At 36.0% G+C, this 22,195-nt stretch carries 20 protein-coding genes and 6 pseudogenes; 13 read left to right on the top strand and 13 right to left on the bottom strand.

Annotated elements, in window-relative coordinates; genetic code table 11:
* Positions 1-64: 64 nt before the first annotated feature.
* Positions 65-304: pseudogene (locus OPR26_RS07210) on the top strand (molecular chaperone DnaJ); the annotation flags it as partial.
* 11 nt (positions 305-315) lie between these two features.
* Here the strand turns inward: OPR26_RS07210 and OPR26_RS07205 are convergent.
* Both OPR26_RS07205 and OPR26_RS07200 read right to left on the bottom strand, forming a co-directional pair.
* On the bottom strand, positions 316-702 hold the full coding sequence (locus OPR26_RS07205) for a transposase (RefSeq protein WP_265016251.1): 387 nt from the start codon (positions 700-702) through the stop codon (positions 316-318).
* A gap of 20 nt (positions 703-722) precedes the next feature.
* Entirely contained in the window at positions 723-1,088 is a 366-nt protein-coding gene (locus OPR26_RS07200) for a transposase (protein WP_264731180.1), read from the bottom strand.
* 60 nt (positions 1,089-1,148) lie between these two features.
* On the opposite strand from OPR26_RS07200, the pseudogene OPR26_RS07195 reads away from it, so the two are divergent.
* Together OPR26_RS07195 and nth are read left to right on the top strand one after the other, a co-directional pair.
* Positions 1,149-1,769 (top strand): annotated as a pseudogene (locus tag OPR26_RS07195) (molecular chaperone DnaJ); the annotation flags it as partial.
* A 21-nt stretch (positions 1,770-1,790) separates the two neighbouring features.
* Positions 1,791-2,429: an endonuclease III gene (gene nth / locus OPR26_RS07190; protein WP_265015866.1), complete on the top strand. Its 639-nt coding sequence runs from the start codon at positions 1,791-1,793 to the stop codon at positions 2,427-2,429.
* Positions 2,430-2,658: 229 nt separating this feature from the next.
* On the opposite strand, the gene OPR26_RS07185 is transcribed toward nth, so the two are convergent.
* The 5 genes from OPR26_RS07185 to OPR26_RS07165 form a co-directional block, all read right to left on the bottom strand.
* The gene (locus OPR26_RS07185) at positions 2,659-3,411 is read right to left on the bottom strand and encodes an IS5 family transposase (protein WP_264702259.1); all 753 of its coding nucleotides are present in this window, start codon (positions 3,409-3,411) and stop codon (positions 2,659-2,661) included.
* Positions 3,412-3,709: 298 nt separating this feature from the next.
* Positions 3,710-6,097, bottom strand: coding sequence for a DNA topoisomerase (ATP-hydrolyzing) subunit B (gene gyrB, locus OPR26_RS07180; protein WP_265015865.1), 2,388 nt, complete (start codon positions 6,095-6,097; stop codon positions 3,710-3,712).
* 208 nt (positions 6,098-6,305) lie between these two features.
* Complete coding sequence (locus tag OPR26_RS07175) at positions 6,306-6,914, bottom strand: SCO family protein (RefSeq protein ID WP_265031387.1); 609 nt, start codon at positions 6,912-6,914, stop codon at positions 6,306-6,308.
* A gap of 44 nt (positions 6,915-6,958) precedes the next feature.
* Complete coding sequence (gene dnaQ, locus OPR26_RS07170; protein ID WP_265015863.1) at positions 6,959-7,654, bottom strand: DNA polymerase III subunit epsilon; 696 nt, start codon at positions 7,652-7,654, stop codon at positions 6,959-6,961.
* A gap of 24 nt (positions 7,655-7,678) precedes the next feature.
* Entirely contained in the window at positions 7,679-8,329 is a 651-nt protein-coding gene (locus OPR26_RS07165) for a Tim44/TimA family putative adaptor protein (RefSeq protein ID WP_265015862.1), read from the bottom strand.
* 164 nt (positions 8,330-8,493) lie between these two features.
* On the opposite strand from OPR26_RS07165, the pseudogene secB reads away from it, so the two are divergent.
* From secB to OPR26_RS07130, 7 genes and pseudogenes are all read left to right on the top strand, one after another.
* Positions 8,494-8,996 (top strand): annotated as a pseudogene (gene secB / locus OPR26_RS07160) (protein-export chaperone SecB).
* A 64-nt stretch (positions 8,997-9,060) separates the two neighbouring features.
* Entirely contained in the window at positions 9,061-9,309 is a 249-nt protein-coding gene (locus OPR26_RS07155; RefSeq protein ID WP_253302816.1) for a hypothetical protein, read from the top strand.
* Positions 9,306-11,882 carry an aconitate hydratase AcnA gene (gene acnA, locus OPR26_RS07150; protein WP_265015861.1) on the top strand — a complete coding sequence of 859 codons (2,577 nt, stop codon included), beginning with the start codon at positions 9,306-9,308 and terminating at the stop codon, positions 11,880-11,882. The genes OPR26_RS07155 and acnA overlap by 4 nt, the downstream gene beginning before the upstream one ends.
* Before the next feature lie 134 nt (positions 11,883-12,016).
* The gene (gene putA / locus OPR26_RS07145; RefSeq protein ID WP_265015860.1) at positions 12,017-15,157 is read left to right on the top strand and encodes a bifunctional proline dehydrogenase/L-glutamate gamma-semialdehyde dehydrogenase PutA; all 3,141 of its coding nucleotides are present in this window, start codon (positions 12,017-12,019) and stop codon (positions 15,155-15,157) included.
* A gap of 110 nt (positions 15,158-15,267) precedes the next feature.
* The gene (locus tag OPR26_RS07140) at positions 15,268-15,447 is read left to right on the top strand and encodes an IS630 transposase-related protein (protein ID WP_007548382.1); all 180 of its coding nucleotides are present in this window, start codon (positions 15,268-15,270) and stop codon (positions 15,445-15,447) included.
* A gap of 29 nt (positions 15,448-15,476) precedes the next feature.
* Positions 15,477-16,073, top strand: a complete 597-nt coding sequence (locus tag OPR26_RS07135) for an IS630 family transposase (RefSeq protein WP_265015859.1) — start codon at positions 15,477-15,479, stop codon at positions 16,071-16,073.
* Positions 16,074-16,130: 57 nt separating this feature from the next.
* A complete protein-coding gene (locus OPR26_RS07130) occupies positions 16,131-16,883 on the top strand; it encodes an IS5 family transposase (RefSeq protein WP_264702259.1) in 753 nt (250 codons plus the stop codon).
* 30 nt (positions 16,884-16,913) lie between these two features.
* Here the strand turns inward: OPR26_RS07130 and OPR26_RS07125 are convergent, their stop codons facing one another.
* From OPR26_RS07125 to OPR26_RS07605, 4 genes and pseudogenes are all read right to left on the bottom strand, one after another.
* Positions 16,914-17,300 (bottom strand): transposase, encoded by a 387-nt coding sequence (locus OPR26_RS07125; protein WP_265016251.1) that lies wholly within the window; start codon positions 17,298-17,300, stop codon positions 16,914-16,916.
* A 20-nt stretch (positions 17,301-17,320) separates the two neighbouring features.
* Entirely contained in the window at positions 17,321-17,686 is a 366-nt protein-coding gene (locus OPR26_RS07120) for a transposase (protein WP_264731180.1), read from the bottom strand.
* 59 nt (positions 17,687-17,745) lie between these two features.
* A pseudogene (locus OPR26_RS07115) lies at positions 17,746-17,949 on the bottom strand (IS5 family transposase); the annotation flags it as partial.
* Between the two features lie 163 nt (positions 17,950-18,112).
* A pseudogene (locus OPR26_RS07605) lies at positions 18,113-18,256 on the bottom strand (IS110 family transposase); the annotation flags it as partial.
* 55 nt (positions 18,257-18,311) lie between these two features.
* Here OPR26_RS07605 and OPR26_RS07110 point away from each other — a divergent pair.
* From OPR26_RS07110 to OPR26_RS07100, 3 genes and pseudogenes are all read left to right on the top strand, one after another.
* Complete coding sequence (locus OPR26_RS07110; RefSeq protein ID WP_264702259.1) at positions 18,312-19,064, top strand: IS5 family transposase; 753 nt, start codon at positions 18,312-18,314, stop codon at positions 19,062-19,064.
* Positions 19,052-20,179: a phage tail protein gene (locus OPR26_RS07105; RefSeq protein WP_265015857.1), complete on the top strand. Its 1,128-nt coding sequence runs from the start codon at positions 19,052-19,054 to the stop codon at positions 20,177-20,179. Before OPR26_RS07110 ends, OPR26_RS07105 begins: the two co-directional genes overlap by 13 nt.
* A gap of 138 nt (positions 20,180-20,317) precedes the next feature.
* Positions 20,318-20,590 (top strand): annotated as a pseudogene (locus tag OPR26_RS07100) (ankyrin repeat domain-containing protein); the annotation flags it as partial.
* 19 nt (positions 20,591-20,609) lie between these two features.
* On the opposite strand, the gene OPR26_RS07095 reads toward OPR26_RS07100, so the two are convergent.
* Entirely contained in the window at positions 20,610-20,705 is a 96-nt protein-coding gene (locus OPR26_RS07095; RefSeq protein ID WP_265015856.1) for a DUF692 domain-containing protein, read from the bottom strand.
* The gene (locus OPR26_RS07090; protein WP_264702259.1) at positions 20,693-21,445 is read right to left on the bottom strand and encodes an IS5 family transposase; all 753 of its coding nucleotides are present in this window, start codon (positions 21,443-21,445) and stop codon (positions 20,693-20,695) included. The genes OPR26_RS07095 and OPR26_RS07090 overlap by 13 nt, the downstream gene beginning before the upstream one ends.
* Between the last annotated feature and the right edge of the window lie 750 nt (positions 21,446-22,195).

Raw genomic sequence — 22,195 nt, 5'->3', positions numbered from 1 at the left:
GCTAAACTACCATCTTTTTCTCTCTTTTCATATTTTTTGTCCACAGAGCCTAGAAAAACGCATTGAACTTGAAGATAAAATAGAGAGGATTTTGCAAAATCCAAATTTAGATGATTTTGAGAAGAATGTAAAGAGTGCAGGATTAATGGAAGAGCTATATCAATATATAGCAAAGCCAAGCATACAATTATTCAATTATGTTACTCCTCTAGGAAAAAAGAGAAGCCTAATTGAAGAAGATAAAAAGACATTAGCATTGAAATTTATAGAGCGTAAAAATGCCTTACTATTTATTCGGACTCTTAGAGCATGTCTTCAAACTGAAGAATGAGCTAATTTGTGAAGCATAATAGTGATCATATTAAAGAAGATATAGTTTTTTGAGGTGAGAGGAGAATGCTCGTAATCTTTACTCATGCGCCTAAAATTGGAAAGCCAGGCAAAAGTTCTTTCAACAATCCAACGTTTGGGAATAACTTGAAATCCTGTATCAACTATTTTCTTGGCAATCGTTAATAAACATCCCGTTTCCAATAAGCATCTGTTTTGTAATTTACCTATGTACCCTTGATCAGCAAAAAACTTACGTAAAGTTGGAACTTTGCATTTAGCTTGGGCAAAAAGATTTAGAGCACTATCACGATCTTGAATACTTGCACTCTGTACTTCAGCAGCAATTACAAGACCCACAGTATCTACAATAATATGGCGTTTTCTGCCCTTTATTTTTTTGCCAGCATCATATCCTCTGGATCCCCTTTTTGAGTAGTTTTCACTGACTGGCTATCAATTATACCTACTGATGGAGTCTTATTTTTACCAATCATCTCTCTTACTTTTTTAACTAGAAAATCATGAATTTCTTGCCATATTCCACTTTTTTTCAAGCGCGAATTACAACTATATACGGTTTTCCATGGTGGAAAATCTTTAGGCAGTTGTCTCCATTGACATCCTGTTCTCATCATATAGCGGATTGCATTAATAATTGTTCTAATACTATGTTTTCTTGGTCTGCCGGTCTTTTTAGGTTCAAAATATGGCTCTATTGTCTTCCATTCTTTGTCACTTATATCGCTTGGGTACATCTTAAAATGTACCTTATACCATACTTCTTAACTTCTTTCTACTCAGTTTGAAGACATGCTCTTAGTGTTCTACCCTTAGGCCTGTTAACTACAATTACTATAGGTTGCTATTTTTCATGGTGGATCATAGCACTTGATATCATTATTAGTAACGCATCTCGTTTATTAATAGGTCATTATATGAAAAAATATGCCAACTCAGAAATTTCTACTGATGAATTCATGAGTAAAATAAACTATATCGCACTAGGTAGTAAGCTTCTTATCAACTATCCTTTAGCTGCTTTTTCTGTTTATCTACTTACAACAAATTTCATTGCTAATGGATTAACTGTTGGTGGAACCATACTTGGTTCACTATTGTTATTGGCAGTATTAATTGAAATGTTAGCTCCTGTTTTCTCAAAAAGCTGTGAAATATATGCTGAAAAGCACACAAAAGATTTACTGGAAGAGGATCCAAGAGATAGGGTACAAAAGGAAACTGATCTGTTAGGACGGTATGATCCACGAAGGCTATTAATGCCAATTGTTATGCCTCTTGTTAAAAAGTGTTTTGCGGAAGTGGCAAGCGAATTTGCTGAGAGGAATTTTGATGAGGTAAAAACTGATATGTCTGATGTTAATGCTAAAGGACTATCTAAGCCTAAAGGAATTGAATTTGCACAGCAACCAGTGTAGTATAAGCTTTTAGCTCTATGCATGGACTCAAAAAAAGTAGAATTGATATTTGAAAAGTTTCAACAATCAAATCCTGCACCAAAAATAGAGCTGAATTATACCAATGATTTTACGTTATTAGTTGCGATAGTTCTATCAGCGCGAACAACTGATATAAGCGTTAATAAAATTACAAAGGAGCTATTTAGTATCACTGATACGCCAGAAAAAATGCTGAGTTTTGGGCAGAGTGAGCTAAGAAAACGTATAAGCAGTATTGGTTTATATAATTCCAAAGCAAAAAACATAATCGGGCTCAGCAAAATATTGATTGAGCGGTACAATAGCAAAGTGCCTACTGATTTCGATGATTTGGTATCTTTACCAGGGGTTGGGAGAAAGAGCGCTAATGTGTTCTTAAATTCAGGGCTTGGCATTCCAACATTGGCAGTTGATACTCATGTTTTTAGAGTTAGCAATAGAATTGGGCTTGTGAAAGAAAAAGATGTACTTAAAACAGAGCAGTCTCTTTTGAATGTAGTGCCAAAAAAATACCTACTTTATGCTCATCATTGGCTAGTTTTGCATGGTAGATATGTTTGCAAAGCGCAAAAGCCTTCGTGTGAAACGTGTATAATTCATGATTTGTGTGAGTTTGAATGCAAAAGGTATAAAGTCTAGCACACTATCTTGTCACTCCGATATTCCTTCCTTTTATTATCCGATTCTATCAAGAGCGCAATCAAGAAGATAGGCAGCAATTTATCGATAAAGTCTCAAAAATAGACCACTGTAGCATTTTATAGCTCTTCTCATAATAGTGAGAACGAATCATAAAAAAGCAGAATCAACAGCTTGACGGAAAGACCGAAAAATAGGGATATTTTTTCTAGGCTCTGTGGACAAAATTTTAGAGAAGCCATACAAGAGCTCCAACAAAATTGAGAAAACCCATAAAAACCTCAGCAGTTTTATCAAATCTGGAAAAAATGCGCCTAAAATTTTTAATTTTACCAAAAAAACACTCAATCAAATGACGTTCTTTGTAGATATGCTCATCGTAATACCTTTGCACTTTTCGATTCCGTTTTGGCGGAATAACTACTGTACATCCCTTGTCTTCAAGACTTGTAACAAAGGCATTGCTATCGTAGCCCTTGTCAGCTACTACAGTAGAGTTATAGATACTTTCGGTCAACACTTGTGCCTGCGTAATTTCATTTCTTTGACCAGGAGTCAGAGTAAATTTAAGTGGATTTCCAAGTGCATCGACAAGCGCATGTATTTTAGTTGTAAAGCCACCTTTGCTCCTCCCTAAAGCTTCTTGATCCTTGGAGTTTTTTGTATATCCAGATGAACATGGATGGGCTCGGATGATCGTACCGTCGATTATAGCAACTTCTAAATCAGGCTCTTGTTTAGTATATTCAAGCAATTTTTTCCAGACATCTCTTTCACACCATCTTTTAAATCGCTTATGTATACTCCTGTAATTACCATAAGTTTTTGGTAAAAGTCTCCATTGGCAACCACTTCGCACTATGTACCACACTGCCTCTATGAATATTCTTAAACGTTTTTCATCTTTGCTGTGCATTCCTTTTACGCTTTTTATGAACTCTAAAATTTGTTTCCAATTTTCCTCTTTGATGTAATATTGCATATGGTAGTTTCTCCATTTTTTACCTATTAGGCTAAACTACCATCTTTTTCTCTCTTTTCATATTTTTTGTCCACAGAGCCTAGAAAAAAAGAAGCTGGATCCCAGTGTCTGGGCACTGGGATGACAAAAAAGGGGCTACTCGGATGACAAAAAAAGGAGCACTGGAATGACAACGAAGAGCTACTCGGATGACAAAAAGGGGCACTGAAATGACACCGTCATAAAGGAACCAGTGTCAGCTACTTGAATGACACAGTCTTTGCTTAAACCCATAACGCTCGTACATTTTGCTAAAAGTTTAAATATCAACATCATGTACGTTGAGTGCATTGCTATTAATAAAATCACGGCGTGGTTCAACTATATCACCCATTAGTATTGAAAATATGGAATCAGCTTCTTCACAATCTTTTATTTCAACCTTCAGTAAAGTTCTAGCCTCAGGATTTAACGTAGTATCCCATAGCTGATCAGCATTCATTTCACCAAGACCTTTAAATCTCTGCAGAGTTAAACCCTTTTTACCATAGTCCATTATTATTTTTGCAAGTGCACTCGGAGAAGTGATTCTTACTTCAGTTTCTTGTGACTTTAAAAATGAATCACCATTAAATAAATTACTTATACCATCAAGCAAACTTAATATGTTTTGCATATCTTTGCCTTCAAGCATACTAAGTGCAAATATATATTTGTCTGCCAATCCTTGAAATAATTTAGAGATGTGAATTTCTTTTTCTTCATCTTTTATTTCTACTTCCCAAGTATATTCGCTGTACATTAACTTCAAATATTTTAATATCTCATCAGCCGATGATAGAGCATTCTTTTTGCTTAAAATTAGCAATGACTCTAAGAGATTTTGTGGTACTTCTCTATCATAATTTTTGCTAATATTAGAAATGCTAACGCATTTATTCAAAATAAGGCGCAAGTCGTTAAATTCTGTAGCTGTACCACTTAGTGTTAATCTTTTAACTGCTGAGTTTATTATATACTCTTCAAAAGTTTCGTCATCTTTAATATAAGTGTCTTTAGTATTCTTTGTAACTTTATAGAGGGGTGGCTGTGCTATGTATAAGTAGCCTTTCTCAATAACTTCACGCATGTGTCTAAAAAAGAAAGTTAGAATCAAAGTTCTGATATGTGAACCATCAACATCTGCATCTGTCATGATGATAATTTTATGATATCTAGCTTTTTCAATATCGAAGTGTTCACTCCCTATTCCAGCGCCAATTGCAGTAATTAAAGAGCCTATTTCTGCAGATGAAAAAATACGATCTAAACTTACACGTTCTACGTTTAGAATTTTTCCTCTTAAGGCAAGCACTGCTTGTGTTTTACGATTACGCCCCTGCTTTGCAGTACCACCTGCTGAATTACCCTCTACTATAAATAATTCCGATAACTCAGGGGCTTTTTCCTGGCAATCAGCAAGCTTTCCTGGCAGAGTTGCAATATCAATATTGTTTTTGCTTTTAATTAACTCTCGTGCTTTTCTTGCGGCTTCTCTTCCTTTTGCTGATCTGATTGCTCTTTCTACTATACTTGCTGCCAATTTGGGATCAGTTTCAAGGATTGTGCTCAATTTATCAGAAACTATACTTTCTACAACTGCACGTGCTTCAGAACTAACTAGTTTATCTTTTGTTTGTGAAGAAAACTTAGGATCAGGCATCTTGAGAGATAAAACACAAGTTAAACCTTCTCTAACGTCCTCTCCAGTTAAATTTACTTTTGCTTTCTTTAAAAACCCTTCATTAGTTGCATAGTTATTGATACATCTAGTTAGTGCAGATCTAAATCCTGCCAAATGCGTACCACCATCTCGTTGCCTTATATTATTCGTGAAGCATAACATATGTTCATAGTAGGAATCATTCCATTCCATCGATATTTCCAAGCTGATGCCAAGATCTTCTGCATCTCCTTTCATACTGGCAATTTTAGTTACATGTGTCTTATTCTTATCTAAGTACCGCACAAAATTCGCTGTACCAAAATTGTCTTTAGATTGATTGCTCTGATTGAAATGAGATTCTGTATATGGTTCATTGCGCAGATCACGTAAAGTAATGTCGATATTTGAATTTAAAAATGCTAATTCTCTTATACGACTTTCAAGCGTTGAGCAACTAAAATTAATGCCATTAAAAGTCTCTGTTGATGGCATGAACGTGACTTTAGTTCCTCTTTTGTTTGTATTTTCGTTGACTACCTTTAAAGGTTCAATAGACTCACCATCTTCAAAACGCATAAAGTGTTCTTTCTTATTGCGCCAAATAGTTAATTCCAACCAGCTTGATAATGCATTCACAACTGAGATTCCAACACCATGTAATCCCCCAGAAACTTTATAGGTATTACTGTCAAATTTACCACCAGCATGGAGTTGAGTCATTATTACCTCTGCTGCTGATATTCCTTCTTCTTCATGAAGGTCAGTTGGAATGCCACGACCATTATCAGTTACAGATACCGAACCATCTTTATTTATGCTAACTTCAATTTTATCACAATATCCAGCTAAAGATTCATCTATTGCGTTATCAACAACCTCATATACCATGTGGTGCAAGCCAGATCCATCGTCAGTATCACCAATGTACATACCTGGACGTTTCCTTACAGCATCAAGACCCCTTAAGATTTTTATTGCATCGGCATTATAACTATTTTCCATTAGATTGCTTTATTTATACACGTTAATTGATGTTACATTCAGATATACTAGTTAGCAACATTTTTAAACTGATAACCCATGTTAAAAGCACAATTTTACGAATGCTTATTTTTGAAGACAGCAAATAGTGTCATTCCAATGCGTCTTCCTGGTGAAGATTAAATTATAATGCTCATGCAGTTGCGTAATTAACAGAAAAATCTATAATTCAGTTTACGTATTTTCTTATCTCAGCCAAAATCTTATCAGATTGACTTTCGTCTGAATTTAAATCAGCTGCAAAGTGTGTAACATATTTTCCTCCAGGGCCAATAAGGTACATTATTGAAGAATGGTTGATTTCCTCTTCTCCACCAACTTTGCTAGCGTATACTTTATACTTTGCAATTACTTCGTCTATTTTTTCTCTTTCACCAGTTAACATTTGTATTCTGTGGTCAAATTGCTGCTGAAATTCTTTGAGTTTTTCAGTGCTATCGCGCTCAGGATCAACTGTGATGAAGAATGTTTGTAGCTTGTTGTTAGTTTTCTCATCTAACTTTGCAAGTGTTTCTGAAATTATCCCAAGGTTCATAGGGCAAATTCTTTTGCATGAGGAAAACCCAAAGAAAATCATCATGTATTTATCTTTAAAATCACTACTGCGCAGGATCTGTCCGTCCTGATTAATTAAAGAAAAATCTCCGCCTATCTTAACTTCTGCGTTGTGAATCGCTGCTGGGGCAAATATGCCTTTTTTAGTGAAATAACAATAACCTAAAAAAACAACTGCTAATGCTGCTAGCACATTAGATAACAATCTTATAAACCTTACCATTTAAATGCTCTCAGTAAAATCAAATTGTATCTTTATTAGTTGACCTATTCAATATATTTATTCCAAAGTGTATTGTTAATTTTGTCTAACAGTTTCTTATGTTCATCAATTTCTTCACTATTTGGTGAATGTTCTCTGGGAGTTAGATTACGCACTTTATGCTGAACGAATGTAGAGTTACTGTCCTGATTGCATTCATTATCAAACAGAAAGGTTTGTAACCCTCCTGTAAGTTCAACATATACCTTTGCAAGCAATTGGGCATCAACTAGTGCTCCGTGCAATTCTCTATTCTCTAGCGATATATCAAAACGCTTACATAATGCATTCAAAGAAGCAGGTGATCCTACGAATTTTTTCCTCGCAAGAGGTGATGTATCTAGCACTCTGTTTGAAGAAATTAACCCAGCATTCAGCTTGCTTAACTCCATGTTAAGGAACTTAACATCAAATTCAGCGTTGTGAATTACCAAAATATCATTAGATATAAAGTCAAGAAATTCAAGTGCAACATCTGAAAATAATGGTTTATCTTCTAAAAATTCTTCACTAATACCGTGAATCTTAAACGAGTGATAAGGTATATCTCTTTCTGGGTTAAGGTACCGATGGAATACTTTACCTGTTGGAATGCGGTTAATTAATTCCACACACCCTATTTCAATAATTCGATGACCAGATTTAGTGTCAAGACCTGTCGTTTCAGTGTCAAGTACTATTTCGCGTAGCTTGCTTTCCATGGTTAACTCTAAATAAAACTAATCTTACTTGCCATTTGTCTTATCATTGTTTGTCCTTTTGTAGTTAATAGAAACAAGCAACCAGCTTGGGTCTGATGAATTAACATTTTTTTTGAATTGCCATACATCCTCAACTTTATTGATGGTGGATGTACTACCTGATATGATATCCCCTTTATTATTCTTAACGAAGTTAATTTGCTCTGAAAGGAAATATACTGCAATAAACACTACATTTTTTACTAGCTTTATTTCTAAAATCTTTTGTGAAACGACAGAAACAATTATAGATTCGTACACCTCTTTACGATGTTTAATCTTCTCTACAAAATTGTTGTATAAATCTTTATCCAAGAGAGATTTTAACTGGGACAGATTTCCTTGATTGAAATATTTTATTATTAATTCAAAAGCTATGTTTGAACCTTCTATAAAGTGGGAAATAGAAAAATCTTTGTTTTTTTTTAATACTTGTTCATAAGTAGCTTTTATTGAACTTTCATCATTGCTATCAATGTAACCCTCAATGTTTTCTACTACATCTTCTCTACTTCGGCTTACATCCAATACACTAGTTAGGTTTTTTAGGTTGAGGTTGGCTGACCTTCCTAAAGAATTATACAAACGTGAAAAAATGAACGCCGCTAATAAAGCATATATTACAAGCTCTATCATAGTAACTTAACTCCTTGGCATATAAAGTATCCGAACATTATTAATTATTAATGAAAATATGTTTTTCATATCAACTTATAATCAGGTTTGCTATTCGTTTGTAAATGAATATATTATATAAGAAAGTATTAAATATCTCAACTTAATTAAAGGAGACATAAGAAATGCCACAACAAAAAATGAGAATTCACGGTCAATATGTTAAAGATCTATCGTTTGAGAATCCGAATTCGCCATTCCTTTCTTCAAATAAAGCTCCCGATATTAATGTAATGGTTAATATCAATTCAGCGAAATTAGAAGGAATGGAAAACAAAGAAGGAGTAAATGAAGAAAAATCTTTCCATGAAATTACTTTACATATAGAAGTCAGAGCAACGATAAAAGATGAAGGTATAAAAGATGGCGTAGCTTTCATTTGTGAGACAAAATATTGTGGCATTTTTTCAATAGAAAATTTTAAAGAGTTGAGTGAGGAAGAGGTAAGACAAGCTTTGTTTATTGGCGGACCTACTTTTCTTTTCCCTTTTGCAAGAGAAATAATTGCAAGAGTTACAAGTAGTGGTGGATTTCCCCCACTAATGCTAGATCCTATAGATTTTGAAACTATGTACGAGCAGCAAAGTCAACAAAAAAAAGTAACGGTAGTAATTCCAATTTTAACTAATACAGTGTAATATATAGCTGAAAATAGCTGTGCTACTGAGGTACCAAAGAAGGAAGTATCTGAAATGAAGCAGAATATGTGTAATGATTTTGAAGGTAGTCTGTATGTCCACCAGTGCACACCGTTTTTGTCATCCCAGTGCGTGACACTGGGATCCAGGTATAGAAGTGTTTGCAAATCATACAATTTGCAGGGGATTCTAGGAACATATGTCAAAAACAATGTCTATGATGAAATAGGCTGGATTCCAGTGTCACGCGCTGGAATGACATCATTAGTTGATTTTTCACTTAAAAATGGTTATGCAGGATGAATAATTCTTTAAACGCAAAAACGACTTTAAACATTGACGGGAAGTCATACAACTATTTTAGCCTAAGTAGTGCTAGTGAGTTTTTAGGAATAGATGTAACTAAATTGCCCTGCTCACTTAAGGTTCTGCTTGAAAATTTATTGCGCAATGAAGATGGAGTAAACGTAAAGTTAGATGACATAAGAGTACTAGCAGGCTGCGTTAATAAACACACTAATCACGAAATTAGCTACAAACCAGCAAGGGTGTTGATGCAAGATTTTACAGGGGTTCCTGCTGTCGTCGATTTAGCTTCCATGCGGAGTTATGTCAAGAAAAATGGAGGCGATCCAAGCAGCATAAATCCGTCTGTGCCCGTTGATCTTGTGATCGACCATTCTGTTCAAGTAGATAGTTATGGAAGTGTTTCCGCATTCAGTAAGAATGTTGAGCTAGAAGTAAAAAGAAATTTGGAGAGATATCAATTCTTAAAGTGGGGAGAATCATCCTTCACAAATTTTAGAGTAGTACCGCCAGGTACTGGAATTTGCCACCAAGTGAATCTTGAGTATTTAGCGCAAGTTGTATGTAATAAGGATGGGGTTTTGTATCCTGATACTTTGGTTGGTACGGATAGCCATACTACGATGATTAACGGGTTATCAGTCCTTGGTTGGGGTGTTGGAGGCATAGAAGCTGAGTCTGTGATGCTTGGTCAACCAATTAGTATGGTGATTCCAGAAGTAGTTGGATTTAAATTGATTGGCAGACTGCCGGAAGGAGTAACTGCGACTGATTTAGTGCTGACAGTTACCAATATCCTAAGAACAAAGGGTGTTGTTGGTAAGTTTGTAGAATTTTATGGTGATGGTTTAGATTATTTATCTTTGGCAGATAGGGCAACTATAGCAAACATGGCCCCAGAGTATGGCGCAACTTGTGGATTTTTTCCAATTGATCAGAAAACGCTAGATTATTTAAGCTTAACCGGAAGGCCAGAAAAGCTAGTTGAGGCTTATGCGAAAGAGCAAGGATTGTGGCGTGGCAATAATGAGTTAGCATTTTTTGACACACTAGAGCTTGATTTATCAAGCGTGAAGCCAGTAATGGCTGGTCCCAAAAGACCACAAGATAAGGTTTTTCTTTCACAAGTGGCAGAGTCTTTTTCTAAATCATTTTCAGTTAATGAGTCAAAGGAAAGCGATAAACTCCAAGATGGAAGTGTAGTTATTGCAGCAATAACAAGCTGCACTAATACTTCTAATCCAAGTGTGATGATTGCTGCAGGTCTTGTAGCTCGTAATGCAATTAAACTTGGATTAAAATCAAAGCCTTGGGTTAAAACTTCTCTTGCTCCAGGGTCACAAGTTGTAACAGAATATTTAGAAAAGTCTGGATTGCAGGTAGATCTAAATGCTTTGGGTTTTAATCTAGTTGGATATGGTTGCACAACTTGCATTGGGAATTCTGGTCCACTTAATAAAGATATAGAAGATGACATTAAAAACAAAAATTTAACTGTTGCTGCAGTTTTATCTGGTAATCGTAACTTTGAAGGAAGAATTCATCCGTTAGTCAAAGCTAATTACTTGGCATCTCCGCCACTTGTTGTTGCATATGCACTTGCTGGTACTGTGCAAACTGATTTGACAAAAGATTCAATATGCAAAGATAAGAATGGAAATAATGTCTATCTCAAAGATATATGGCCAACAAACAATGAAATCGAAGATTGTGTTAAAAATGTGGTAACACGTGAGATGTTTATACAAAAGTATAAGGATGTTTTTTCTGGTGATGAACATTGGCAAAAGATAAAGTGTGAAAAAAGTGAAATCTATAATTGGGATGCAAACAGCACTTACATACAAGATCCGCCCTATTTTGATAATTTATCACCTAAAAATAATAAAATCGATATAAAAGGTGCACAAATATTGGCAATGTTTGGCGATAGCGTAACCACTGATCACATTTCCCCTGCTGGAAATATTGCCTCAAGTAGTCCTGCAGGTATATATTTAAAAAATCTTGGAATTGAGCCACAGGACTTTAATTCGTATGGGTCTCGTCGTGGTAACCACAATTTAATGATGCGTGGGACTTTTGCTAACATTAGAATAAAAAATGAAATGATAAGCATCGAAGGCGGCTATACAAAATATATTCCTTCTCAAGAAACTATGTCGATTTTTGATGCAGCAATGCGTTACAAAGAAACTCTCATCATTGTGGCAGGAAAGGAGTATGGCACAGGTTCAAGTAGGGATTGGGCAGCAAAAGGTACTTTATTGCTGGGGATTAAAGTTGTAATTGCAGAAAGCTTTGAGCGTATACATAGGTCCAACTTGGTCGGCATGGGTGTTCTTCCACTTATATTCCAAAATGGAATAACCAGAAAGATATTTGATGGTAGCGAGGTAATAAGCATAAAAGGTGAAATAGTGCCAGGTGGAAGTCTAGAATGCATCATTAAAAGAAAGGATAGTTCAAAGCAATCAATTCAACTCAAATGCTGTGTACAAACCGCAACTGAGACTAAATACTTGATGTGTGGTGGAGTGTTGAGCTACATACTTGCACAATCCTTTTGATTTAGTGAAGTTATTGCATGGACTTCTTTTAGCCAGCCCTGATCCCTTTGTAAATAGCAATTTGCTCTGCGCAAAGTTATGATATAATTTCACCATACATATGGTGTCGGAGTATTTTTTGGAGATAATTATATATGATAAGCTCTATACAAGAACCTAATGAACTCAGAAAACGTTTACAAGGATTTTATCGTACTGATGAAAAGAGTTATATACGTTATCTTGTAGAAAAAGCAGAGCTTTCAGCTGATTCAAAAAGTAGAATTTATAATATTGCAAAACAAGTTATTGAAAAAATCAAACACAATAAATTAAGTATTGTAGATTCCTTTATGCAGCAATACTCGCTTTCCAATGATGAAGGAATAGCATTGATGTGCCTTGCTGAATCGCTACTTAGAATACCAGATGATTATACAATAGACGAAATAATCAAAGATAAAATTGCCAATCAGGAATGGAATAAATATTTAGGGCACTCTTCTTCGGTGTTTGTCAATGCTTCCACATGGAGCTTGATGATAGGTAGCAGTATATTGAGAGATAATGAAGGCGCTTCGAAGTTCTATTACGCAATTTCTAAGTTACTTAAGAATTTAGGAGAACCGATCATTCGCAAAGCAGTAAAACAAGCAATGTCTATGTTTCGTAATCATTTTGTTGTTGGAGAAACCATAGAAGAAGCTTTAAGGTATGCAAAACTAGATGACAATAGTAAGTTTTTATACTCTTTTGATATGCTTGGCGAAGCTGCTCACACAGCTGAAGATGCAGAAGAGTATTTTAATTCATACATGCATTCAATAAAAGCTATAGGTGAATCCACTGAAATAAATGATTGTTTTAAATCCCATGGAATTTCAATCAAACTTTCTGCTTTGCATCCACGTTATGAATTTGGTCAATTCGATAATATAGCTGAAGAGTTAAGAGCTAAACTGCTAGAGCTTTGTCGTGAAGCAAAAAAATACAACATTTCATTATGCATAGATGCAGAAGAAACAGAAAGGCTTGAAATGTCCTTAATCTTGTTTGAACAATTACGGCTTGATGAGTCACTTTCTGAGTGGGAAGGGCTTGGCTTAGCTGTACAAGCATATCAAAAACGTGCTTTGTCTGTTCTTGACTTTGTAGAGGATGTTGCTATTCGATCAAATCATAAAATTATGGTCAGACTTGTAAAAGGTGCATATTGGGATTCAGAAATCAAGCGTACGCAAGAATTGGGATTAAATGATTACTCAGTATTTACAAGAAAAAGCTATACTGACGTATCTTACCTCGTGTGCGCACAGAAACTTTTGAGTAAACCAAACAGCTTTTACCCATGCTTTGGAACTCATAACGTCTATACTTTTGCTTCTATCATGGAACTTGCTGATAAAAACCACCCTGGATTTGAATTTCAACGCTTACATGGAATGGCAAAAGACTTATATGATTATGCAATGTCAGAGCTTGCAACAAATGTTAGCTGTCGCGTCTACGCACCAGTTGGTAAACGTAGTGATTTATTACCATACCTTGTTAGGCGTCTTCTTGAAAATGGAGCTAATAGTTCGTTCGTCAATCAAATAAATGACCCTAACGTTAAAATTGATGAGCTAATTTCAGATCCACTGGAAAAAGCTATAAGTTTCAATTATGAATCTCATCCAGGCATTCCATTACCACAAGATATCTTGGGACCAGAGAGAAAAAATTCCTTGGGGATGGATATTAGTGATTCCGTGATAGTCTCACAATTTGCAGATGATATAAAAGAATTTGGTGAGAAGAAATGGCAGGTTGGACCAATAATTGACGGACAGTCACTTTTTGATGATGCCAAATTTACTGAAGTGGTGAATCCTGCACATTTGGAAAATGTAATTGGAGAAGTGTCGAGTACAACGAGCGATCAGGCTTTAAACGCTCTTGAAATAGCACATAATGCTTTTACTGAATGGCAGAATGTTTCAGCAGAAAAGCGCGCTAAATGCCTTGAAAAAGCTGCAGATTTGCTTGAAGAAAGGATGAAAGAGTTGATTTACATTCTGATCGTAGAAGCAGGAAAAATTTTATCTGATGCAATAGCGGAAATAAGAGAGGCAGTGGATTTCTTACGTTACTACGCAACGATAGCAAAAAATGAACTGAGCGACTGGAAAAAATTGCCAGGGCCAACAGGTGAAGATAACTTCATCTTTTTTGAGGGCAGGGGAGTTTTCTTATGCATATCACCATGGAATTTTCCACTTGCTATTTTTCTTGGGCAGGTTTCAGCTGCACTTGCAGCAGGTAACACGGTGCTTGCAAAACCGGCAGAGCAAACGCCGATTATTGCCTATGAAGCTGTTAAGATACTACACGAAGCTGGGATACCAAAAAATGTGTTACACCTCATTCCTGGGAATGGTGGATATTTAGGCAAAATGTTAGTTCCAGACAATAGAATTGCTGGAGTAGCTTTTACTGGCTCAACACAAACTGCTCAAATAATTAATAAAATGCTTGCGGATAGGGATGGACCTATTGTGCCGCTTATTGCTGAAACTGGTGGGCTCAATGCTATGATTGTTGATAGCTCCGCTCTTTTAGAGCAAGTGACTACAGATGTTGTACTTTCTGCGTTTCGCAGTGCCGGCCAACGCTGTTCTACACTTAGAGTGCTGTTTATTCAAGAGGACATAGCAGAGAAGCAGATAAAAATGATATGTGGTGCAGTGCAGGAGCTAAAGATTGGTGATCCAATGCACTTAAGTACCGATATTGGGTCAATAATTGACAAAACGTCTTTCGATGTGCTGATCCAACATACGCAAAAAATGTCAGAGGATAAAGATTCAAATCTGTTATTTAAAGCACCCATGGATACAAATTCTCATAATGGTTATTTCTTTCCTCCATATATTTATGAGATACAAAAAATTTCGCAATTAAAGCAAGAAGTATTTGGGCCTATTTTACATATCATACGTTTTAACAAGTCACAATTAAATGAAGTTATAAGTGATATAAATAGTACTGGATATGGACTCACGTTTTCTTTGCAGAGTCGTATACAAAGTCAAATTGACACTATAAGTAAAAAAATATCAGTTGGAAATGTCTACATCAACCGTAACCAGATAGGTGCAGCAGTTGGGATACAACCATTTGGTGGGAGAGGACTATCTGGCACTGGGCCAAAAGCTGGTGGTCCTCATTATTTACAGCGTTTTTCTACAGAAAAAGTTGTAAGTGTTAACACTACAGCATTCGGTGGTAACACTACACTTATGTGTTTGGATTAATTTGCGGGCCCTAATTTTTCTTACCCCTAAACTAGACGTTCGTGCAGTTATAGCTCTTCTCATAATAATACGAATAAGGTAAGATATGGATTTATGGTAGTGGGGTTTGTATGCCAGCAGCGTATAGTTACGACTTAAGGAAAAAAGCAATGGAAGCATTGGATGAAGGAGAAAGTAGAGCAACTGTTGCCAAGAGATTTAAAATTGGAAAAACGACTTTATATGAGTGGCAGAAAAGGCGTGAGGAAACGGGAGATTTTCAGTCAAAAAAGCCTGGAAGCGTAGCATAAAATTATCGACTGGAATGTCTTCACCGAATTTGCAAAAAACCATGGTGGCAAAACTCAGTCAGAGATGGCTAAACTCTGGAGTCGACAAACGATTCACCGCGCACTTAAAAATATTGGATTTACAAGAAAAAAAGACCTACGGGTATAAAGAAAGAAATGAAGAAAAGCGAACTCAATTTGCAAAGGTTATAGCAACAAAACATCCTGAAAATCTTGTATATATTGACGAATCTGGTATAGACAATACAGAAGACTACCCATACGGATATTGCAGAAAAGGAGAGAGGTTTCATTCACTAAAATCAGGTAAGAAAACCCAGCGCGTCAGTATGATTGCAGCTCTAAATAAAAAGAAAATCATTGCTCCATTGACCTTTGAGGGATACTGCAACAAGGATGTTTTTGAGGCTTGGTTTGAGCAGTTTTTGACTCCAATTTTAAGGTCTGGCCAAACTGTAATTCTTGATAACGCTACTTTTCATAAATCTAAAAAAATCGATGATCTTGCTAAAGGAGTGGGTGCTGAAATTCTTTATCTTCCTCCATATTCTCCAGACTTTAACGAAATTGAGCATCAGTGGTTTGCTATAAAGAACAGAGCTAGGCTCTGTGGACAAAAAATATGAAAAGAGAGAAAAAGATGGTAGTTTAGCCTAATAGGTAAAAAATGGAGAAACTACCATATGCAATATTACATCAAAGAGGAAAATTGGAAACAAATTTTAGAGTTCATAAAAAGCGTAAAAGGAATGCACAGCAAAGATGAAAAACGTTTAAGAATATTCATAGAGGCAGTGTGGTACATAGTGCGAAGTGGTTGCCAATGGAGACTTTTACCAAAAACTTATGGTAATTACAGGAGTATACATAAGCGATTTAAAAGATGGTGTGAAAGAGATGTCTGGAAAAAATTGCTTGAATATACTAAACAAGAGCCTGATTTAGAAGTTGCTATAATCGACGGTACGATCATCCGAGCCCATCCATGTTCATCTGGATATACAAAAAACTCCAAGGATCAAGAAGCTTTAGGGAGGAGCAAAGGTGGCTTTACAACTAAAATACATGCGCTTGTCGATGCACTTGGAAATCCACTTAAATTTACTCTGACTCCTGGTCAAAGAAATGAAATTACGCAGGCACAAGTGTTGACCGAAAGTATCTATAACTCTACTGTAGTAGCTGACAAGGGCTACGATAGCAATGCCTTTGTTACAAGTCTTGAAGACAAGGGATGTACAGTAGTTATTCCGCCAAAACGGAATCGAAAAGTGCAAAGGTATTACGATGAGCATATCTACAAAGAACGTCATTTGATTGAGTGTTTTTTTGGTAAAATTAAAAATTTTAGGCGCATTTTTTCCAGATTTGATAAAACTGCTGAGGTTTTTATGGGTTTTCTCAATTTTGTTGGAGCTCTTGTATGGCTTCTCTAAAATTTTGTCCACAGAGCCTAGAGCATGTCTTCAAACTGAAGAATGAGCTAATTTGTGAAGCATAATAGTGATCATATTAAAGAAGATATAGTTTTTTGAGGTGAGAGGAGAATGCTCGTAATCTTTACTCATGCGCCTAAAATTGGAAAGCCAGGCAAAAGTTCTTTCAACAATCCAACGTTTGGGAATAACTTGAAATCCTGTATCAACTATTTTCTTGGCAATCGTTAATAAACATCCCGTTTCCAATAAGCATCTGTTTTGTAATTTACCTATGTACCCTTGATCAGCAAAAAACTTACGTAAAGTTGGAACTTTGCATTTAGCTTGGGCAAAAAGATTTAGAGCACTATCACGATCTTGAATACTTGCACTCTGTACTTCAGCAGCAATTACAAGACCCACAGTATCTACAATAATATGGCGTTTTCTGCCCTTTATTTTTTTGCCAGCATCATATCCTCTGGATCCCCTTTTTGAGTAGTTTTCACTGACTGGCTATCAATTATACCTACTGATGGAGTCTTATTTTTACCAATCATCTCTCTTACTTTTTTAACTAGAAAATCATGAATTTCTTGCCATATTCCACTTTTTTTCAAGCGCGAATTACAACTATATACGGTTTTCCATGGTGGAAAATCTTTAGGCAGTTGTCTCCATTGACATCCTGTTCTCATCATATAGCGGATTGCATTAATAATTGTTCTAATACTATGTTTTCTTGGTCTGCCGGTCTTTTTAGGTTCAAAATATGGCTCTATTGTCTTCCATTCTTTGTCACTTATATCGCTTGGGTACATCTTAAAATGTACCTTATACCATACTTCTTAACTTCTTTCTACTCAGTTTGAAGACATGCTCTTAAACCAATTCTAAAAAGATTGACAATTATATGCACCAAAATCACAACTTTATCACTGTAAATATAGTTGCCGCCTTGCATTTTTGGACTATTTTCATACCAATTTTCTATGGCTTCATTGATATAATGAAAAATATTTCCTCTTTCCTGGAGAAATTTGTTATATTCATTTTGGTTACTGACTTTCATTTTCTGTGGCATATTTTTTCTTCAACAGTTAAATGGTTATTTATAATGAATTTTGTCAGTAGCCACCAGATTTTTTCGGTTGCTACGCAACAAAGCCATCCCAGTGTCAGCTACTTTCATGACATCATCATAAAGTAAAATGAGATCCCAGATACTGTCTCTGTTGTCAAACAAATTATCCAACAAAATTACAATTAAATGGTTGATTATTTTTAAGAATACCAAAAAAGACATGCATTAATTTTCGCATTAACGCAAGAACTATGACTTTTGGACATTTGCCTTTACTTGCTAGGCTCTGTGGACAAAAAATATGAAAAGAGAGAAAAAGATGGTAGTTTAGCCTAATAGGTAAAAAATGGAGAAACTACCATATGCAATATTACATCAAAGAGGAAAATTGGAAACAAATTTTAGAGTTCATAAAAAGCGTAAAAGGAATGCACAGCAAAGATGAAAAACGTTTAAGAATATTCATAGAGGCAGTGTGGTACATAGTGCGAAGTGGTTGCCAATGGAGACTTTTACCAAAAACTTATGGTAATTACAGGAGTATACATAAGCGATTTAAAAGATGGTGTGAAAGAGATGTCTGGAAAAAATTGCTTGAATATACTAAACAAGAGCCTGATTTAGAAGTTGCTATAATCGACGGTACGATCATCCGAGCCCATCCATGTTCATCTGGATATACAAAAAACTCCAAGGATCAAGAAGCTTTAGGGAGGAGCAAAGGTGGCTTTACAACTAAAATACATGCGCTTGTCGATGCACTTGGAAATCCACTTAAATTTACTCTGACTCCTGGTCAAAGAAATGAAATTACGCAGGCACAAGTGTTGACCGAAAGTATCTATAACTCTACTGTAGTAGCTGACAAGGGCTACGATAGCAATGCCTTTGTTACAAGTCTTGAAGACAAGGGATGTACAGTAGTTATTCCGCCAAAACGGAATCGAAAAGTGCAAAGGTATTACGATGAGCATATCTACAAAGAACGTCATTTGATTGAGTGTTTTTTTGGTAAAATTAAAAATTTTAGGCGCATTTTTTCCAGATTTGATAAAACTGCTGAGGTTTTTATGGGTTTTCTCAATTTTGTTGGAGCTCTTGTATGGCTTCTCTAAAATTTTGTCCACAGAGCCTAGGGGAAAAAATATTACCGTGGTTGGTTGAAGAATATGGATTGGGGGAAATTCTACGCTGGAAAGGAAAGGCGATAAAAGAAGGAGTAAAATTTCAGCGTTTAAGAGGAACACCAGCGTCACTTAAAATAGCATTAAAGTGGGCAAATATAGAAGATATTACAATTATTGAAGAGCCACCCGGTAAACACTTTTTTGAGTTGCAGGTAGGGATAAGAGACGTACCAAATGATTTCTTTGTAGATGCAGTAGTAGAACTAGCAAAACTATCACTACCTGCAAGATCGAGGCTAATGAGAATTTTTAACGATTATTACAATGTTGATAGGTTTATTTTAGACGAAAGTTTTTTTGGCAGCTTATTATCAGACTACTCTGGTACAAAGGTCGAAAAAGATGGACCAGTGTTGTCATTTGGAAGAGTAAATTTTTTCAGGTCTCATGGTCCAGTTATTAGGATTATAGAAAACTATCTACGCGATCATTATGAACGAGCTTTAAGCAATGACATATATCGCTTGGATGTAGCAATCCTTGGAGAAACCGAGCCTCACACAAAGAATTATAACGGTATTTATGAAAGAAGTCATCAGTGGAATAATTTAAAAACGCTATATCCGCTACCACAGAGCTTATTACCTGAGATTAAGTTTGCTAAAGCGCAGATAGTATTATCAGATAGCTGGAACTTAGGAGAAATAAACGCATGTTTTCCGGTTGGTAGTGTGGAAGAAGAAGGAAGTAAATTTTTACTAGGAAGTAGTAAACTGTCTGAACAACTGTGGAACTTAAAGTACAAGCCAATTTTAGAAAGGTTTAGCGTTACTCACCACTACAAGGTAGAAGATTTTACCAACCAGAAAGTTATAAGATATGGTTTAGCAGAACACATTTTCTACTATGAAAACGATTTAGATTCAAAGCAAAAAGATTCAACACGTGAACCGGAAAATTACATTTTAGTGTTTTACCCGGGTGTACTAACGTGGCACGAACATCGACATTTGAACAGGTCTTGGGAAGAAAAACAGCCCATATGCTTAATATACCAAACATATATATTTATATCTTCATATACTATATTAGTATTTAGTTAAAAAAGGTGTACTACGCGAAAAAAGACTTGCCTTTTTATACTAAAACACGCATAACTTAAATAGTAGCAAGTAAACAAAAAAAAATGATCTTGCACTAAAGAAAGCCAAATTGGCGTATGTTTTTATAGTGAGGTATGTATGAAGTTCAGTGAGGAAAAAAGAAAAGCTTTTAATAAGTCATTTTATGAATTATTAGACAACTCGTTTAAGAATATTAACGAAAAAGATGAAAAAGGAGAAACAATACTGCACAAGGCAGCAAGAATGTCGACAGGAAAAAAAGTAAGTTTTCTAGTCAGGAAAGGAGCGGACGTCAATGCAAGAGATAACAGAGGTTTTACACCGCTCCATTGGGCAGTATCGGCGAAACGTCTAGAGAACGTAAAAGAGCTGATAAGATCAGGAGCGGAAGTAAATGCTACTGAAGGAATTAGCAAATATACGCCACTGCATCTTGCGTGTATGGTATGGGCAGAAAGGATAATAAAAGAGCTAGGCTCTGTGGACAAAATTTTAGAGAAGCCATACAAGAGCTCCAACAAAATTGAGAAAACCCATAAAAACCTCAGCAGTTTTATCAAATCTGGAAAAAATGCGCCTAAAATTTTTAATTTTACCAAAAAAACACTCAATCAAATGACGTTCTTTGTAGATATGCTCATCGTAATACCTTTGCACTTTTCGATTCCGTTTTGGCGGAATAACTACTGTACATCCCTTGTCTTCAAGACTTGTAACAAAGGCATTGCTATCGTAGCCCTTGTCAGCTACTACAGTAGAGTTATAGATACTTTCGGTCAACACTTGTGCCTGCGTAATTTCATTTCTTTGACCAGGAGTCAGAGTAAATTTAAGTGGATTTCCAAGTGCATCGACAAGCGCATGTATTTTAGTTGTAAAGCCACCTTTGCTCCTCCCTAAAGCTTCTTGATCCTTGGAGTTTTTTGTATATCCAGATGAACATGGATGGGCTCGGATGATCGTACCGTCGATTATAGCAACTTCTAAATCAGGCTCTTGTTTAGTATATTCAAGCAATTTTTTCCAGACATCTCTTTCACACCATCTTTTAAATCGCTTATGTATACTCCTGTAATTACCATAAGTTTTTGGTAAAAGTCTCCATTGGCAACCACTTCGCACTATGTACCACACTGCCTCTATGAATATTCTTAAACGTTTTTCATCTTTGCTGTGCATTCCTTTTACGCTTTTTATGAACTCTAAAATTTGTTTCCAATTTTCCTCTTTGATGTAATATTGCATATGGTAGTTTCTCCATTTTTTACCTATTAGGCTAAACTACCATCTTTTTCTCTCTTTTCATATTTTTTGTCCACAGAGCCTAGCATGGAAAGTAGCTGGTCTTATACTAAATGAATGTTTTTGATGAGGTTGCATAGAAGCTGGATTCCAGACTGGAATGACAGCAGTCCTACGTCATACTGCCGCAGACCGTCAACCATCACGGTATCTCTAGATCCCGCTAACACGTAGCGGGATGACGAGATGCCGCCGCGAACCATCATACCGCCGCGGTATCTCAAAGCATAGATCCCGCTAACACGTAGCGGGATGACGGTTGTCAGGCCAGCGCCCCTATGATGTCATCCAAGTAGCCTTCTTTTCCTGTCATCCGAGTAGCTGACACTGGTTTGCTCTATAATGGCAGTGCTCCTTTCTTGTCATCCCAGTAGCCTCCCTCTCCTGTCATCCCAGTGCCCAGACTACTTGGATCCAGCTTCTTTTTTTCTAGATCCCAGTGTCAGCTACTCGGATGACACCCTACTTAACCGTCATACCGCCGCGGTATCTCAAAGCATAGATCCCGCTAACACGTAGCGGGATGACGATTGTCGTTTAGCTATAAACATTAAGAAATTTACCAAATAAAAAAAAAGGCAAAAGAAGCCCCATGGTGGTTGGCTATTTACTATGTACTAAAATATCGGCGTTTTTTTTATTCTAAAACGCTTGATTAAGAGCGATTTAGCTGCTTTTAACTTGCAACTAACC

The organism is Wolbachia endosymbiont (group A) of Anoplius nigerrimus, from assembly GCF_947251795.1.
In the GTDB taxonomy this organism is placed as follows: domain Bacteria; phylum Pseudomonadota; class Alphaproteobacteria; order Rickettsiales; family Anaplasmataceae; genus Wolbachia.
This window is presented reverse-complemented; position numbering and strand designations above follow the sequence as displayed.